Origin of the sequence: Geodermatophilus sp. DF01-2 (assembly GCF_004571065.1) — a bacterium.
In the GTDB taxonomy this organism is placed as follows: Bacteria; Actinomycetota; Actinomycetes; order Mycobacteriales; family Geodermatophilaceae; genus Geodermatophilus.
In genome coordinates this window covers 20,028-35,138 of record NZ_SPQN01000048.1, presented here as the reverse complement: position 1 = coordinate 35,138, position 15,111 = coordinate 20,028, and the positions used below count along the sequence as shown (strand labels likewise).

The following is a 15,111-nucleotide window of genomic DNA, read 5'->3' as shown; positions in this document are numbered from 1 at the left end:
GATCTCCGGTAGCCCGTCGAGGACGGCGAGCGCGGCCAGCGCGGTGCCGGTGCGGCCGACCCCGCCGCGGCAGGCCACCTCGACCCGTCCCCCGGCCCGCGCCCGCTCGAGGGCCTCGGTGAGGGCGGCCAGGGCGTCGTCGCGGTCGAGCGGCACCCAGAAGTCCGGCCAGCGCACCCGGCGGGCCGGCCACGGCGGCAGCGGCCCCTTCCCGAGGACGACGGCGTGGTCGGCCGGCGACGCCGGAGCGCCCAGCTCGCGCCCCCGGACCCGAACCCCACCGGGCAGCTCGACCAGCCCGGCATCGTCGTCCCAGGTCATGTCCACCGGCTCGGGCACGCGCGCAGCGTAGGGACGCCCGACCCGCCGGTCGACCGGGTTCGGTCGGATCCTGCCCTTGCGGCCGAGGTCACCGACCGCCAGCATCGGCGCACGCCGCCGAGAGGAGGGCCCCGTGCCCCGCTTCCTGGTCATCGCCCGGTACGAGGCCCAGGGGGCGCGGGCGGTGATGGCCGGCGGCGGGTCGGCCCGCCGCAGCGTCTTCGAGCACGCCGTCCTGGACCTCGAGGGACGGCTGGAGAGCTTCGACTTCGCGCTGGGCGACGCCGACGTCTACGCCGTCGTCGACCTGCCCGACGCCGCGGCCGCCGCGGCCCTGTCGCTGTCGATCAGCGCGGGAGGCGTGGCCGCCGTCCGTACCGTCGTCCTGGTCACGCCCGAGGAGGTGGACCGGGCCGCCCGGCTGCACCCCGACTACGGCCCGGGCCCCGCCTGAGGGTCACCCCTCGGCCACGAACAGGCAGAACGGGTGGCCGGCGGGGTCCAGGCAGACCCGGACGTCGTCCTGCGGCTGGAACTCCGCCACCGTCGCGCCGGCCTGGACGGCGAGCGTGACCGCAGCGTCGAGGTCGTCGACCTCGATGTCGAGGTGCAGCTGCATCCGCGGGTCGCCCGGGCCGGCCGGCCACACCGGCGGGACGTGGTCCTCCTCCAGCTGGAAGGACAGGCCCGCGCCGCCGTCCTCCGGGCGCAGCGTCGCCCACTGCGGGGTGTCGGTCCCGAGGGGCCAGCCGAGCAGCCGCTGGTAGAAGCGCGCCAGGCCGGGCGGGTCGGGGGTGTCGAGCACGGTGGCGGTGAGCCTCACGGCGCCACCCCGAACAGCCGGGCGCCGTTGGACCACAGGACCGCGCGCAGCCACTCCTCCCCCAGGTCCAGCCGGTGCAGGGCCGCCAGCTGGTGGGCGTAGGGATACGGAATGGACGGGAAGTCGCTGCCGAGCAGCACCTTGTCCCGCAGCGCGGCCAGCCGAGGCCGGTCGGCGGGGTCGAAGGGCATCAGCCGCTCGGTGAAGTCGGTGGCGAACATCGTGGTGTCCAGGTGGACGCGCTCGTACCGCTCGGCGAGGTCGAGGAACGCCCGGTACTCGGGCATGCCGAGGTGGGCGATGACCAGCTGCAGCCGCGGATACCGCTCGAGCAGGCCGGTCATCGGCTCGGGACCGGTGTGCTCGCCGGCCAGCGGCCCCGACCCGCAGTGGATGACCACGGGGGTGCCGGTCTTCTCCAGCCGCGCCCACACCGGGTCCAGCAGCGGGTGCCGGGGGTCGAAGGCGCCGACCTGGACGTGCACCTTGAACACCCGCGCTCCGGCGGCCAGGGCCGTCTCCACGTAGGACGCCGCCTCGGGCTCGGGGTGGAAGGTCGCCGAGTGCAGCACCTGCGGGCGGCCGGCGGCGAACTCGGCCGACCAGTCGTTGAGCCAGGCGGCCATGCCCGACTTGTGCGGGTAGGGCAGCGTCGGGAAGGCCCGGACGCCGAGCCGGCCGAGGTGCTCGAGCCGGTCGGTGTCGGACAGCGGGTACTGGATCGGCCAGGCGGCGCCGTAGTGCGTCTCGGCCCCCGCGAAGTACGCCCACACCTTGGCCTGCACCCGTTCGGGCAGGAAGTGCACGTGCACGTCGACCAGCCCGGGCAGGCCCAGCTCGCGCCAGTACCGGGGGACGTCGGCGTCGTCGACCGGAGGGGTGGTCACCGGAGCGTGATCACCACCTTGCCGCGCACGTGCCCGCCCGCGACCAGCTCCTGCGCCTCGCGCACCTGCTCCAGGGGGAACGCCTTGGCGACCGCCACCCGCAGCTGTCCGGCGTCGGCCATCCGACCGAGCTCCTCGAGGTCGTGGGAGTCGGGGCGGACGAAGACGTAGCGACCGCCCATCTCGTTGACCACCGGGTCGACGACCGAGGCGATGCGGGCGCGGTCACGGACCTGCTTCGGGGCGTCGGCCAGGGTGTCACCCCCGACCAGGTCGAGGACCGCGTCGACCGGCTCGGACAGCTGCTCGCTGATCGGCCCGGCCGAGTGGTCGAACACCTCGGCGACGCCCGCGTCGCGGAGGAAGCCGTGGTTGCGCGGGCTGGCCGTGCCGATGACGTGTGCGCCGAGCGCGACGGCGATCTGGACGGCGGAGAAGCCGACCCCGCCGGCGGCGCGGTGCACCAGCACGCGATCGCCCTCACCGACGTCGAGCGCCTCGGTCAGCGACTGGTAGGCCGTGAGACCCGCCAGCGGCACCCCGGCCGCCTCGGTGAAGGACAGTGACGAGGGCTTGGGCGCCAGGCACCGCTGCGGCGCCGGCACCAGCTCGGCCGTCGTCCCCCACTGGACGTCGTCCCGGCGGACGTAGCCGTACACCTCGTCGCCGGGAGCGAACGCGGTGACGGCGGGGCCGGCGGCCTCGACGACCCCGGCGACGTCCCAGCCGGGGACGATCGGGAAGTGGTGCGGGTAGGCGCCGGCCAGCCCGCCCTGCCGGATGAGCAGGTCGACCGGGTTCACCCCGGCCGCGTGCACCCGCACCAGCACGGTGTCGGGGCCGACCGGCGGGTCGGGCAGGTCGTCGCGCACGGTCAGGACCTCGGGGCCGCCGAACGCGTCGTAGGCCACGCCCCGCACTACCGCCGTCCCTTCACGTACCGGCCGAAGGCCCGCTGGATCTCCCGGCGCGAGTCCCGCTCGGCCATGTCCTGGCGCTTGTCGTAGGACCTCTTGCCCTTCGCCAGCGCCAGGGTGGCCTTGACCTTGCCGTCCTTGAAGTACAGGTCGAGCGGCACGAGGGTCAGGCCGCCCTCCTTGGTCTTGCCGATCAGCTTGTCGATCTCGGCGCGGTGCATGAGCACCTTGCGCTTGCGGCGCGGGGCGTGGTTGGTCCAGGTGCCCTGGGTGTACTCGGGGATGTGGACGTGCTGCAGCCAGACCTCGCCGTCGTCCACCGTGGCGAACCCGTCGACGAGGGAGGCACGGCCGGCACGCAGGCTCTTCACCTCGGTGCCGGTGAGCACCAGGCCCACCTCGTAGGTGTCGAGGATCGAGTAGTCGTGCCGCGCCTTCTTGTTCTGGGCGATGAGCTTCCGCCCGGTCTCACGCGGCATGGCTCCAGGTTACCGGCGCCCCATCCCGCGAGATCTGCACATTCGGGCCGTTCGGGCGGCTGAGAGCCCCGAGTGTGCAGATCTCGCTCACCGGAGGGCCGCCCGGATCGCCGCGATCACCTCGCCGGGCCTGCCCAGGACGTCGGCCGAGCTGAACCGGAGGACGGTCCAGCCGGCCGCCACCAGGTCGTTCTGGCGGCGCAGGTCCTTGACGAAGACCTCCCGTGCCCGGTGCCCGTCTCCGTCGAACTCGACCAGGACCTTCCTGTCCGGCCACGCAAGGTCGGCCCGCCCGAGGAACACCCCACCGTCGGAACGGACGACGAACTGCAGCTCGGGCGCGGTCAGGCCGGCCGCGTGGATCAACCAGCGCAGCACCGACTCCATGGGGGACTCCGACCGCGGATCGGCGACCGGGAGGACGTCACGCGCTCGAGCGGCACCGCGACCGGAGGGTCGGCGCGCCAGTTGCCGAGCGAGGTCGGCAGCGCTGCAGTGGACCCTCAGGAGCTGGTCGGTGATCGCCAGCAGAGGCGCTCGGTCGAGCGTGGCGGCGAGATCCCGCCATGTGCGCGCCGGTGTCGTGATCGGGAGGCGGTGCCGGCTCGTGACCTCGTCGGGAGTCAGCGGGCTCCGGTGGATGCACCGGTCCCTCCGCGCCCGAACAGCCGACCCCGTCGCCACGGTCAGGTGCACCCGGTCGTCGTCCGGCTGCAGCGGGATGGCCAGACCCCACACCGCCGCAGCGGTCCGGTGGCTGATGACGGCTCCGTCGGGCGCCGTCATCAGCACCGCGTCCATGCGGGCACCGAGGTCGGCGGCAGTGGCCCTCGGGAGGTACGTGTCCCGGGACAGCCGGACGACGTCCCGCTGCCTCAGCTGCTCGTCGCTGATACCGGCCTCGAGGGCCATCCTGCGCGTGGCGGGACCGGTCAGACGGCTGGCCGCTGGTCGTCTCGGCATGCGGACAGCCTGGCCGGAAGGGCGCCGAACCCGCCGACGCTGTCCACAGGCCCGCGCGAGATCTGCACACTCGGGCCGTTCGGGTGACTGAGAACCCCGAGTGTGCAGATCTCGCGAAGTGTCAGATGCGGACGTAGAGGCGCAGCGTCACGTAGGCGGCGATCGCGGCCAGGCCCACGCCGGCAGCGGCGATGATCGGGCTGATCGTGGCGATCGCCCCCCAGTCGACCGGCGGGATGATCCCGGCCCGGATCGGCCCGGCGAGGGTCTTGTCGACGAAGAGCACCTTGGTGACGACCAGTCCGCCGACCGCGAGCAGCGCACCGATCAGCCCGGCCAGCGCGGCCTCGAGGATGAACGGCAGCTGGGTGTACCAGCGCGAGGCGCCGACCAGCCGCATGATGTTGGTCTCGTTGCGCCGGTTGAAGGCGGCGAGCTGGATGGTGTTGGAGATCAGCAGCAACGCCGCGAGCGCCTGGATGACGGCCACGGCGATCGTTGCGTTGCGGGCGCCGTTGAGCAGGCTGAACAGCCGGTCGAGGAAGTCACCCTCGTCCCGGACCTGGTCGACGCCGTTCTCGCCGTTCGGGAACTGCGCGGCGATGACCTCGTAGCGCTCGGGGTTGACCAGCTCGACGCGGAAGCTCTCCGGCAGCGCGTCCGGAGGGGTGTTCTGGACGAGCTCCGGCTGTTGGCTGAACTGCTGCTGGAAGCGGGCGTAGGCCTCTTCCTTGGACTCGTAGAGGTAGTTGGCCACCTCGGGCGAGTTCGCCAGCTGCTGCTCGATCGCCGCCCGCTGCTCGTCGGTGACGTCGTCGGCCAGGAAGATGGAGACCTGCACCTTGTCGTAGTAGATCTCCTTCATGTCGGAGATCATCCCGGCGATCAGCAGGCCGGTGCCCATGAGGCCGAGCGAGATGGCCGTGGTCAGGACCATCGCGACCGTCATGGTCAGGTTGCGACGCAGCCCGGTGGCCACCTCGGAGAGCACGAAGTTGACGCGCATGGATTTCCTGTCGTAGTTCAGGCAGGCGGAGGAGGGGGACGCCGTGTCAGCGGCCGACCCCGTAGACGCCGCGCGACTGGTCGCGGGTGAGCACTCCCCCGTTGAGCTCGATGACGCGGCGGCGCATCGAGTCGACGATGTGGTAGTCGTGCGTCGCCATGACGACGGTCGTGCCGGTGCGGTTGATCCGCTCCAGCAGCAGCATGATGCCCTCGCTGGTCTCCGGGTCGAGGTTCCCGGTGGGCTCGTCGGCGAGGAGCACCAGCGGCCGGTTGACGAACGCGCGGGCGATGGCGACGCGCTGCTGCTCGCCACCGGAGAGCTCGCCGGGCAGCCGGTTGGCCTTGCCCTCGAGCCCGACCATCTCCAGCACCTCGGGGACGACGCGCTTGATGGTGCGCTGGGGCTTGTTGATGACCTCCAGCGCGAAGGCCACGTTCTGGGCCACGGTGCGGTTGCGCAGCAGCCGGAAGTCCTGGAAGACGCAGCCGATGGTGCGGCGCAGCTTCGGCACCTGCCACTTGCTCATCGTGTTCAGCGCCTTGCCGTTGACCATGACCGTGCCCTTGGTCGGGTCGTCCTCCTTCAGCAGCAGCCGCAGGAAGGTCGACTTGCCCGAGCCCGAGGAGCCGATGAGGAAGACGAACTCCCCCTTGCCGATCTCCGTGGACACGTCATCGAGGGCCGGCCGCGAACTGGCCGGGTAGAGCTTGGTGACGTGTTGCAGTTCGATCACGAGGGGCCACGGTACCTCTCGAACGTTGGAGGATGGAGTGTCGTGCGCAGGCCTGTCGCCGAGGCGGCCTCACCGCGCATCACGACCCCACCGGGCGGTCCCGGACGCCCGTCACCCAGCGTGGCCCATTCCCGGACCCACCGTGCGACGCCTGTGGTGGACGGGACGCCTGATCCCGATGTCCCGGGCCAGCCGGCGATGACGCCGGCCGGCCTGCGCGCCGCGGTCAGCCGGCGGTGACCGACTCCTGCTGACGGCGCCAGCGGATGCCTGCCTCGATGAACGGGTCGATCTCGCCGTCCAGGACGGCGGCGGTGTTGCCGGTCTCCTGCTCGGTCCGCAGGTCCTTGACCATCTGGTACGGGTGCAGCACGTAGGAGCGCATCTGGTTGCCCCAGCTGCTGCCCTCCCCGCGCAGGGCGTCCATCTCCGCCCGCTGCTCCTCCTGCCGCTTGGCCAGCAGCCGCGCCTGGAGCACCCGCATCGCGGCGGCGCGGTTCTGGATCTGCGACTTCTCGTTCTGGCAGGAGACGACGATGCCGGTGGGCAGGTGGGTGATCCGGACGGCGGAGTCGGTGGTGTTGACGCTCTGCCCGCCGGGGCCGCTGGATCGGAAGACGTCGATGCGGACCTCGTTCTCCGGGATGTCGACATGGTCGGTCTGCTCGACGACCGGCAGCACCTCGACGCCGGCGAACGACGTCTGCCGGCGGCCCTGGTTGTCGAACGGCGAGATGCGAACCAGCCGGTGGGTGCCCTGCTCGACCGAGAGCGTGCCGTAGGCGTAGGGCTGCTTGACCGCGAAGGTCGCCGACTTGATGCCGGCCTCCTCCGCGTAGCTGACGTCGTACAGCTCGATCGGGTACTTGTGCCGCTCGGCCCAGCGCAGGTACATGCGCATGAGCATCTCGGCGAAGTCGGCGGCGTCGACCCCGCCGGCCTCCGAGCGGATGGTGACCAGGGCCTCGCGGGAGTCGTAGTCCCCCGACAGCAGGGTGCGGACCTCGAGCTCGTCGATCGCCGTGCGCAGGCTCTCCAGCTCGCGCTCCGCCTCGACGGCGGTCGCCTCGTCGCCCTCCTCGACGGCCATCTCGTGCAGCAGCCCGACGTCGTCCAGGCGGCTGCGCAGCTCCTCGACGCGACGCAGGTCGCCCTGCAGGTAGGAGAGCCTCGAGGTCAGCGCCTGGGCGGCCTCGACGTCGTTCCAGAGGTCGGGCGCGGCGGCCTGCTGCTCGAGCTCGGCCACCTCGCGGCGCAGGCGGTCGACGTCGAGGACCGCCTCGATCGACGTCAGGGTCGTGTCGAGCTCGTCCAGGACGACGGAGAAGTCAGCGGCCACGTCTTCCCAGGGTAGTGCGCCTCCGGCCGGGGTAGGCAGCGGTGGCATGAGCGAGCCTCGTCGACGGCGACCCCGCGAGGACTACGAGCGCGGCCTCCCCGACCACCACGACCCGACCGCCGGCATCGGCGGCGCGCCTCCGGCCCGGTCGGCCCTGACACTGCGGCTGGTCCTGGCCGGCTTCGGCCTCGTCTTCTGCCTGGGCGCCGGCCTGCTGTGGCTGGCCGGTGACCTGCCGGTCTGGCCGGCGGTCGTGCTGCTCGTGCTCGCCGCGGTGGCCGCCGTCGACGTGGTCGTGGTGGCCCGGCGCAAGGCGCGTGGCGAACCCGGCTGAGCTCAGCGAGGCCGTCGGCGGCCCCCTCCCCGGCCCGGCTCCCTGCAGGGTCCCACCGCAAGCCTGCGAGTGGTGGGGGGCAGGGGGTCCTTCTCCGAGGGGTGGGGAGGACGGGGTCCTTCTTCAGCGGGCGGCGACGGCCAGGGCGTGCTCGCCGCGGCCGACCAGCCAGCCGGCGACGCGGTCGGCCGGCATCGGCCGGGCGATGTGGAACCCCTGCGCGAAGCTGCAGCCGAGCTCGACGGCGAGGTCGAGCTGCTCGGGGGTCTCGACGCCCTCGACGAGGCTGCGCACGCCGCAGGCACGGCCGAGGGCGACGACGGCGGCGATGGCCGCGGCGGCCTCGCTGCGCCGGTTCTCGGGGACGGCCACCAGGCTTCGGTCGATCTTGAGGATGCCGGCGGGCATCGCCACCAGCTGCCCCAGCGACGAGAAGCCGCTGCCGAAGTCGTCGATGGACACCTCGACACCGGAGCGGCGCAGCTCGGCGAACTGCGCGGCGGCGCGCTCGGCGTCCTCGGCGACCGAGGTCTCGGTGAGCTCGACGACGAGCTGCTCCGGTGGCAGCCCGGCCTCGGCCAGGGCCCCGTGGACGTCGGCGACCAGTGTGCCGGTGGCGACGTGGCTGGCGCTGATGTTGACCGAGGTCACCAAGTGCAGGCCGCCCGCCGCCCACGCTGCGGTCTGCCGGGCGGCGGCACGCAGCACCCAGCGGGCGATGGGCGTCATCAGGTCGTGCTGGGCCGCCGTCGGCAGGAACTCGGCCGGCGCGAGCAGCCCGCGTTCGGGATGCTGCCAGCGGACCAGTGCCTCCATCCCGGTGCACCGCCGCGAGGGCAGCTGGACGATCGGCTGGTAGTGCAGCGTCAGCTGGTCGCCGAGGATGGCCTCCCGCAACTCGGCGGCGACGGTGGCCTTGCGCTGCGCGGCGGCGCGCAGGTCGGCGGTGAACAGCCGGACCCGGTTGCGGCCGGCCGCCTTCGCCGCGTACATCGCCAGGTCGGCGTCGCGCACCAGGTCGGTGGAGCGCATCGGAGAGGGCCGGGACTCTGGAGCCGTCGCGACGCCGATGCTGACACCCAGGCGCACCAGCCGGCCGCCGAGGTCGAAGGGGCGGTCGATGCTGGCCCGGCAGCGGTCGGCGAGGGCCTCGGCGCCCACGGTGTCGCAGTCGCGGCACAGGACGACGAACTCGTCCCCACCCAGCCGGCCGACGGTGTCGCCGGCGCGGGTGGAGCCGGTCAGCCGACCGGCCACCTGGCGCAGCAGGTCGTCGCCGGCGTCGTGGCCGAGGGAGTCGTTGACGTCCTTGAAGCCGTCGATGTCGAGGAAGAGCACCGAGACCGGGCCCCGGTCGGGCCGCTGCAGCTCCGCGTCGATGAGCTCGTGCAGGTGGGCGCGGTTGGGCAGCTCGGTGAGGGTGTCGTGGCGGGCCCGCCAGTCCGACGCGCGCTCGGCGGCGACCCGCGAGGTGACGTCGGTGTGGGTGACGACGACCTGGCCGGCCTGGTCGACCCGGGAGGCCTGCAGGTGGATCCACCGGGTGCCGCCGGGGAGGTCGAGGGCGTAGTCGGCCTGCACGGAGAACCGCTCGCCGCGGGAGAGGGCACGCAGCTGGTCGATGAGGGCGGCGGTGCTCTCCGTCCTGTTGAGCCGGCGGGCCATCGCGAAGTAGTCGCCGTCGACCCCGATGCGCACCCGGTCGTCGCCGAGGACGTCGGCGGCCTTGTCCCATGCGGTGTTGGACAGCAGCACCGTGCCCGCGGCGTCGATGAGCAGGGTCGGCGACGGCAGCGCGTCGAGCACGGCTTCCACGACGACGGCGGACTGGGTGGGACCCTCCACCCGGCGGCGGACGTCGAGCGGCAGGTCGGGCTCTCCCGGTCGTCGTCCCACGCGCACTCCTGCCAGGTCCCAGCGGTCCTCGTCGGCCTCGACGGATACGGTGCCCGTCTCCACGGCGCTCATGCCCCCGCAACTCCTCTCGGGTGACCGTGATTCAGCTCTCCGGCTCCCTCGTCTCCTGGACCACCCACCGCAGGTAGTCGGGGTTGCCGCCGACGAGCGGGATGGCGACCACGCACGGGACGTCGTAGGGGTGGAGCTCGGCGGTGCGCGCGACGACCTCCGGCACGAGCGACCGGCGGGTGTGCAGCGCGACGCGCGCCTCGGGCTCGTCGTGCACGGCACCCTCCCAGCGGTAGACCGACCGGATCGCGGCGAGCTGGTGGCCGCAGGCGGCCAGCCTCTCCTCCACCAGTATCCGTATGTACCCGCTCAGCCACTCGGCGTCACCTCCGGTGACGACGATCTCGCAGCACTCCTCCACCACGCGGCCATCCAACAGGGGTGGGATGACAGTTCCGTGGGGTAGGGCTGGGTCCATGAGCGACGAGATGACCGTCCGGATCGACAGCGAGGACTACCTGCTCCGCCCCGCGGGCGGCAGCCTGAAGGTGGGGCACCGGGTCGGGAACGACACGGCCTGGCTCGACGACGTCGACCTCGCCACGCTGCCCGAGGGCGCCCGCGACGCCCTGGAGCGCGGGGACACCTCCGACGAGGCGCTCGTCCTCGCGGTTCGCGGTGTCGTGGCCGCCGAGGTGCAGCGCGGCGGCTGAGCCGAGCGGAGGGGTTGCGCCTACGGTTCGAGGGACGTGACCGAGCTCGCGACTTCAGGCATGGGCGCAGCACCCTCGGGCACGTGGGCGACGAGCGCCAGCGAGGAGGACACGTGACCCCTCCCGACCGACTGCCGGCCGACCTCGTCCTCGAGGGCGGTGGCGTCAAGGGGATCGCCCTCGTCGGCGCCGCTCTCGAGCTGCTGGGCCGGTACCGGTTCGAGCGGGTCGCCGGCTCGTCGGCGGGCGCCGTCCTCGCCGCGTTCCTCGCGACGGGGCTGGACGCCGAGGGTGTGCTGGAGCGGGCGTCCCGGCTGGAGTACGACCGCGTCCCCGACGCCTGGGCGCCGGTGCCCGTCGTCGCGCCGGCGATCGGGCTGCTGACGCGCTCCGGGCTGCACCCGGGGCGCTACATCACCGAGTGGGTGCGCCGCGAGCTGGCCGACCTCGGCGTGCACACCTTCGGCGATCTCCGCCGCGACGACCCCGGCGACGACCCGGCCCTGGCGCCGTGGCAGCGCTACCGCCTGGTGGTGACGGCGACCGACGTCACCCGCGGCCGGCTGCTGCGGCTGCCCTGGGACTACCGCGAGTACGGCCTGGATCCCGATGCCCAGCCCGTCGCCGACGCCGTTCGGGCGTCGCTGGCGATCCCGTACTTCTTCGCTCCCCGGACATTGCGGAACCGTCGCACCGGGGGCCGGTCGACCCTGGTGGACGGCGGGGTGCTGTCGAACTTCCCGGTGGAGACCTTCGACCGCACCGACGGCGCCGTACCACGCTGGCCGACGTTCGGGGTCGGTGTCGGGGCCACGCTCTCCGACGAGGACGTGTCGGTCTTCCCGCACCGCTGGCTGCTGCCGCCGCCACTGCGGCTGCTCGACTCGCTAGTGGCCACCACGGTCACCGCGCGGGACCGCGGCTACCTCGCCCAGCCGTGCGTGCGCCGCCGGGCCTTCCCCATCGACACGACCGGCACCGGCCTCACCGAGTTCGACATCGGGGTTGCAGAGCGAGCCCGGCTGATCGCCTCGGGATCCGCGGCGGCCCGGGAGTTCCTCGCCGGGTGGAACTGGGAGGAGTACCTGCGGGAGTGCCGCGGGACGGGATCCGGTCGAGGGTCGGGCGGGTGACGGTCACCGCGACCAACGGGACGCCGGGCGTGCGCTGAACGGCCTCGGCATCACCGGTCCCGGTCACGCGTCCGATTCACCGCAGAACCGCTCCTGCTCGGGGCGCACGACGAGCTGAGGGAACGCGCCCGGGAACGCGCGCGCGGCACCGGACGCGTTGCCGCCGAAGTCGACGGCGGGATCCCGCGCGAGTCCGCTGACGTTGGCGCCGAAGTCCCGGCAGCCACCGGGCGTCGGGGCCGCGGACGCGACCGACGTGGGAACGAGGACGAGCAGCCCGACTGCTGCTGAGGTGATCACTGCCTGCCGTGCTCGCATGGCGCACTCCTCGTGGCCGGCACCGGGATGGGTGCGGCCATGGTGGCCTCCCGGGGAGCCGCCGTCGACGCCCAGTACCGACGCCTCCCGCTCCTAGCGCGGGGGCACCACGTTCCGTCACCGCGTGGCGACGGGACCGCGCTCGGCCCCGTGGCGCGGGAGTTGCCGTGGCGCTGTGGCCGGCCGCGGCTGGTCAGCCGTCGACGTAGCGGTCGCGTTCGACGACGAACTGGCCGGTGGCGGTGTTGGCGTCGACGAACTCCGGCAGCAGCGGGATCCGCACCGTGACGGTCACGCAGACCGAGAACTCCTCCCCCGGCGTCAGCGTCGGCGCGTAGCTCCCTGCGGCATCGCAGCCGGCACCCGCCGGCGCGTAGGCAATCCGGACGTCGGTGGCGTCGACCGCCTGGTCCTGAACCGCCAGCCGGGCGGCCACCTCCGCGCGGGCCGCGCCGGTCACCGGGTCCGGCGCGGTGCCCATCGCCCGCCCCCCTTCCCGGGCCGCCGCGGTCGAGGCGAACACCCCGCGCTGCACCGCCGAGAACCCGGCCACGATGTAGACCAGCGGCACGAAGACGACGATCGCGATGAAGACGAACTCGACGAGTGCCGAGCCGCGTTCGCCGTCCAGCATGCCCAGCCGGGCCCGCAGCCGCCTCACGCTGCCTCCTCGACCGACCGGCCGGTGACCTCGACCGGCAGCACCGAGCCCAGCCCGGCCAGCAGCGTCGGCACCGCGCCCGAGCAGCGGACCACCACCAGGGTCAGCCCGCTGGCGTCGGCCTCCTCTCCCGAGCTGCACACCAGCCCGTCGGCGGTCTGCTGCGAGGTCGCCCGCGCCACGACGGCCACCGCGCGGTCGGCACCGGCGGACGGCGGCACGTCGGCGTTGGCCGCGTACCGGGCGCCTTCCTGCGCGCTCGCCGTCACCACGTTGCGCACGTGCACGTAGACGGCGACCTGCAGGACCGCCAGCAGCAGCACCACGACCAGCACCGACACGAAGACGAACTCGACGACCGCGCCACCCCGCTCGCCGCCGAGCTGCGAGCCTGCGAGGCGTGGGCGGCCGCGTCCCGGGTCCCGCCCCGAGCGTGCGAGGGGTGGGGAGGACGTGGTCCTTTGACCTTCTTCAGCCACCGGTCGTGACGGACGCCAGGGCGTTGGTGACCGCGGCGAGGATCGCCTCGCGAAAGGGGATGAGGATGGCCAGCACCAGGGCCGCCGTCATCACCGTGATCATGACCCAACCGGGCACGTCGCCCCGCTCGGGGTCGTCTCCTCGGAGCCGGTCGGCCAGTGCGGCCAGCGCCGCGAGGACCCCCGTGAGAAACGGCATGCTGCGTCCTTCCTGTCGTGTCCGCGGGCTCATCGCGCCAGCGTGACGATGCTGATCAAGCCGGGGTAGAGCGCGAAGAGGACGGTCACCGGGAGCACCAGGAAGACGACCGGGACCATCATCGCGATCTCCTTGCGGCCGCCGGCCTCGAGCAGGCGGCGCTTGCCGGCCTCCCGGACGTCGGCGGCCTGGGCGCGGAGCACCTCGGCCAGCGGAGTGCCGCGCTCCAGGGCGACGAGCAGGCCGTCGACGAAGCGGGCCAGAGGGTCCAGCGACGTCCGGTCGGCGAGCTCCTGGAGCGCCTCGGTCATCGGCACACCCGCCCTGGCGCGGCCGAGCGCGGCGCCCAGCTCGCGGGCCAGCTCGCCACCGGAGAGCCGGGTCACCCGGGCGATGGCCGCGGTCGGGCCCTCCCCCGCGGTGACCGCCAGCGCCAGCAGCTCGGCCACCACCGGGAACTCCGCCAGCAGCAGCTCCTCGCGGCGGCGCACCTGCTGGGCCAGCCACCAGTCACGGCCGAGGACGCCGCCGACCAGGCCGGCCACGCACAGCAGCGCCACCGAGAGCACGTTGACGTCCCCGGCCAGCAGCGACCCGACCGCCGCGAGCAGGGCCGCGCCGAGCAGCCCCAGACCGCCCCACACCACCTGCTCGACGCGGAAGTCCTCGACCCCGAGGTCGCTGCCGAGTGCGTCGAGCCGGCGGCGCACCGCCGTCCGGCCGCCGAGGACGCGGTCGACCAGGCGGGCGCCGTCGGCGACCACCGGGCCGAACAGCCGCCGGGCGGCGGTGAGCAGACCGGCCTCGGTCGCCGTCCCCAGCAGCCGGGACGGCGGTGGGGTGTCGTGCACGTACGGCGCCAGCCGGTCGACCAGGCGCACCGAGCGGAACGGCGGCGCGAAGGTGACCACGAGGAGCGCGCCGGCCGCCGCGGCCAGGCCGAGCAGCATCCCCGCCAGGGTGCCGCTCACTGGAGCACCCGCACGTCCTGCGGCAGCCGGCCGATCCGCAACATGAGCCGGTAGGACGCGAGGCAGACCGCCGCGCCGCCGAGCAGGATCGCCGTGCCGATGGGCGAGTCGTAGGCCTCCAGCGTCGTCGACTGGGTGGCCAGCAGGAGCAGCACCACCCACGGCGCGGCAACGGCCAGCCGCGCGGCCTGGACCACCCAGCCCTGCCGGGTCTCCAGCTCCGCCCGGGCGCGAGCGTCCTCGCGGAGGAAGGAGGCGAGGGTCCGCAGCACCCGGCCCAGGTCGCTGCCGCCGACCTCGCGGGCCACCCGCAGCGTCTCCACTATCCGGTCGCCGACCGGATCGGTCAGGTCGTCCTTGAGCCGGTCCAGGCAGTCGCCGAAGCGGCCGCTGGAGCGGTACTCCGCAGCGAAGCGGGCGAACGGCGGCCTCAGCACCTCCGGGCCGCGGGTCGACAGCGCCGAGAGCGCCTCGGGCAGCGAGAGCCCGGCCCGGACGGCGGAGGCGAGGTTGTCGACGACCTCCGGCCACACCTCGCGCAGGTCCGCCCGCCGCTTGACCGCCAGCCGGCGCACCTGCACGACCGGCAGCGCGGCGGCGAAGGCCCCGAAGAGGAGGCTGACGGTGACCGTGCCGGTGGTGAGCAGGACGACGACCGTGGCGAGCAGCCCCAGGCCCACCTGCAGCGCGGTCAGCTGGGCGGCGTTGATGCCGGGAAGGCCGGCCGCGGCCAGTTGCTGCTGCCGCCGCGACGGGCGCATGGCACGGTCGCGCCGCTGCGGGGCCCGCGGGCCGCTGCGCCAGACCAGCAGCAGCCCGACCCCCAGCAGCAGTCCCAGCAGCGCCCCGGTCACGGGGCCTCCTCGCTGGCACTCGTCAGCCCCGTGTCGGGCGGTGCTGTGTCCATGCGTGACCTCGCGAGCT

The 15,111-nt window shown here is 73.5% G+C and carries 21 protein-coding genes; 4 read left to right on the top strand and 17 right to left on the bottom strand.

Annotation, left to right across the window (positions count from 1 at the left end):
• Window positions 1–339: protein-tyrosine phosphatase family protein (locus E4P41_RS13535; RefSeq protein ID WP_209307708.1), on the bottom strand; the 339-nt coding region annotated here is incomplete at its 3' end.
• Between the two features lie 115 nt (window positions 340–454).
• Between E4P41_RS13535 and E4P41_RS13530 the strand changes: the two genes are divergently transcribed.
• The gene (locus E4P41_RS13530) at window positions 455–775 is read left to right on the top strand and encodes a GYD domain-containing protein (protein WP_135141767.1); all 321 of its coding nucleotides are present in this window, start codon (window positions 455–457) and stop codon (window positions 773–775) included.
• A 3-nt stretch (window positions 776–778) separates the two neighbouring features.
• Here the strand turns inward: E4P41_RS13530 and E4P41_RS13525 are convergent, their stop codons facing one another.
• From E4P41_RS13525 to prfB, 8 genes are all read right to left on the bottom strand, one after another.
• The gene (locus tag E4P41_RS13525; RefSeq protein WP_135141766.1) at window positions 779–1,144 is read right to left on the bottom strand and encodes a VOC family protein; all 366 of its coding nucleotides are present in this window, start codon (window positions 1,142–1,144) and stop codon (window positions 779–781) included.
• Window positions 1,141–2,031 carry an amidohydrolase family protein gene (locus tag E4P41_RS13520; protein WP_135141765.1) on the bottom strand — a complete coding sequence of 297 codons (891 nt, stop codon included), beginning with the start codon at window positions 2,029–2,031 and terminating at the stop codon, window positions 1,141–1,143. Before E4P41_RS13520 ends, E4P41_RS13525 begins: the two co-directional genes overlap by 4 nt.
• Window positions 2,028–2,942 carry an NADP-dependent oxidoreductase gene (locus E4P41_RS13515; protein ID WP_245177330.1) on the bottom strand — a complete coding sequence of 305 codons (915 nt, stop codon included), beginning with the start codon at window positions 2,940–2,942 and terminating at the stop codon, window positions 2,028–2,030. The genes E4P41_RS13520 and E4P41_RS13515 overlap by 4 nt, the downstream gene beginning before the upstream one ends.
• An 8-nt stretch (window positions 2,943–2,950) precedes the next feature.
• Entirely contained in the window at window positions 2,951–3,427 is a 477-nt protein-coding gene (smpB, locus tag E4P41_RS13510) for an SsrA-binding protein SmpB (RefSeq protein ID WP_135141763.1), read from the bottom strand.
• 87 nt (window positions 3,428–3,514) lie between these two features.
• Complete coding sequence (locus E4P41_RS13505) at window positions 3,515–4,390, bottom strand: DUF559 domain-containing protein (RefSeq protein ID WP_135141762.1); 876 nt, start codon at window positions 4,388–4,390, stop codon at window positions 3,515–3,517.
• Between the two features lie 121 nt (window positions 4,391–4,511).
• On the bottom strand, window positions 4,512–5,396 hold the full coding sequence (gene ftsX, locus E4P41_RS13500) for a permease-like cell division protein FtsX (protein ID WP_135141761.1): 885 nt from the start codon (window positions 5,394–5,396) through the stop codon (window positions 4,512–4,514).
• 46 nt (window positions 5,397–5,442) lie between these two features.
• Window positions 5,443–6,132, bottom strand: coding sequence for a cell division ATP-binding protein FtsE (gene ftsE, locus E4P41_RS13495; protein WP_135141760.1), 690 nt, complete (start codon window positions 6,130–6,132; stop codon window positions 5,443–5,445).
• A gap of 226 nt (window positions 6,133–6,358) precedes the next feature.
• Window positions 6,359–7,471 (bottom strand): peptide chain release factor 2, encoded by a 1,113-nt coding sequence (gene prfB, locus E4P41_RS13490; RefSeq protein ID WP_135141759.1) that lies wholly within the window; start codon window positions 7,469–7,471, stop codon window positions 6,359–6,361.
• A gap of 46 nt (window positions 7,472–7,517) precedes the next feature.
• On the opposite strand from prfB, the gene E4P41_RS13485 reads away from it, so the two are divergent.
• Complete coding sequence (locus E4P41_RS13485) at window positions 7,518–7,805, top strand: DUF6343 family protein (RefSeq protein WP_135141758.1); 288 nt, start codon at window positions 7,518–7,520, stop codon at window positions 7,803–7,805.
• A gap of 123 nt (window positions 7,806–7,928) precedes the next feature.
• Here E4P41_RS13485 and E4P41_RS13480 read toward each other — a convergent pair whose 3' ends face one another.
• Together E4P41_RS13480 and cutA are read right to left on the bottom strand one after the other, a co-directional pair.
• On the bottom strand, window positions 7,929–9,773 hold the full coding sequence (locus E4P41_RS13480; RefSeq protein WP_135141757.1) for an EAL domain-containing protein: 1,845 nt from the start codon (window positions 9,771–9,773) through the stop codon (window positions 7,929–7,931).
• Between the two features lie 31 nt (window positions 9,774–9,804).
• Window positions 9,805–10,149 carry a divalent-cation tolerance protein CutA gene (gene cutA / locus E4P41_RS13475; RefSeq protein WP_245177328.1) on the bottom strand — a complete coding sequence of 115 codons (345 nt, stop codon included), beginning with the start codon at window positions 10,147–10,149 and terminating at the stop codon, window positions 9,805–9,807.
• Window positions 10,150–10,189: 40 nt separating this feature from the next.
• On the opposite strand from cutA, the gene E4P41_RS13470 reads away from it, so the two are divergent.
• Both E4P41_RS13470 and E4P41_RS13465 read left to right on the top strand, forming a co-directional pair.
• A complete protein-coding gene (locus tag E4P41_RS13470; RefSeq protein WP_135141756.1) occupies window positions 10,190–10,426 on the top strand; it encodes a hypothetical protein in 237 nt (78 codons plus the stop codon).
• A 113-nt stretch (window positions 10,427–10,539) separates the two neighbouring features.
• On the top strand, window positions 10,540–11,559 hold the full coding sequence (locus tag E4P41_RS13465) for a patatin-like phospholipase family protein (RefSeq protein WP_135141755.1): 1,020 nt from the start codon (window positions 10,540–10,542) through the stop codon (window positions 11,557–11,559).
• 63 nt (window positions 11,560–11,622) lie between these two features.
• Here E4P41_RS13465 and E4P41_RS13460 read toward each other — a convergent pair whose 3' ends face one another.
• The 6 genes from E4P41_RS13460 to E4P41_RS13435 form a co-directional block, all read right to left on the bottom strand.
• On the bottom strand, window positions 11,623–11,877 hold the full coding sequence (locus E4P41_RS13460; RefSeq protein WP_135141754.1) for a hypothetical protein: 255 nt from the start codon (window positions 11,875–11,877) through the stop codon (window positions 11,623–11,625).
• A gap of 193 nt (window positions 11,878–12,070) precedes the next feature.
• Window positions 12,071–12,538 carry a hypothetical protein gene (locus tag E4P41_RS13455; protein WP_135141753.1) on the bottom strand — a complete coding sequence of 156 codons (468 nt, stop codon included), beginning with the start codon at window positions 12,536–12,538 and terminating at the stop codon, window positions 12,071–12,073.
• Window positions 12,535–13,017 (bottom strand): TadE/TadG family type IV pilus assembly protein, encoded by a 483-nt coding sequence (locus tag E4P41_RS13450; protein ID WP_135141752.1) that lies wholly within the window; start codon window positions 13,015–13,017, stop codon window positions 12,535–12,537. Before E4P41_RS13450 ends, E4P41_RS13455 begins: the two co-directional genes overlap by 4 nt.
• Window positions 13,010–13,216 (bottom strand): hypothetical protein, encoded by a 207-nt coding sequence (locus E4P41_RS13445; protein ID WP_135141751.1) that lies wholly within the window; start codon window positions 13,214–13,216, stop codon window positions 13,010–13,012. Before E4P41_RS13445 ends, E4P41_RS13450 begins: the two co-directional genes overlap by 8 nt.
• A gap of 29 nt (window positions 13,217–13,245) precedes the next feature.
• The gene (locus E4P41_RS13440) at window positions 13,246–14,187 is read right to left on the bottom strand and encodes a type II secretion system F family protein (RefSeq protein WP_209307707.1); all 942 of its coding nucleotides are present in this window, start codon (window positions 14,185–14,187) and stop codon (window positions 13,246–13,248) included.
• On the bottom strand, window positions 14,184–15,041 hold the full coding sequence (locus E4P41_RS13435; protein WP_135141750.1) for a type II secretion system F family protein: 858 nt from the start codon (window positions 15,039–15,041) through the stop codon (window positions 14,184–14,186). The genes E4P41_RS13440 and E4P41_RS13435 overlap by 4 nt, the downstream gene beginning before the upstream one ends.
• Window positions 15,042–15,111: the final 70 nt, after the last annotated feature.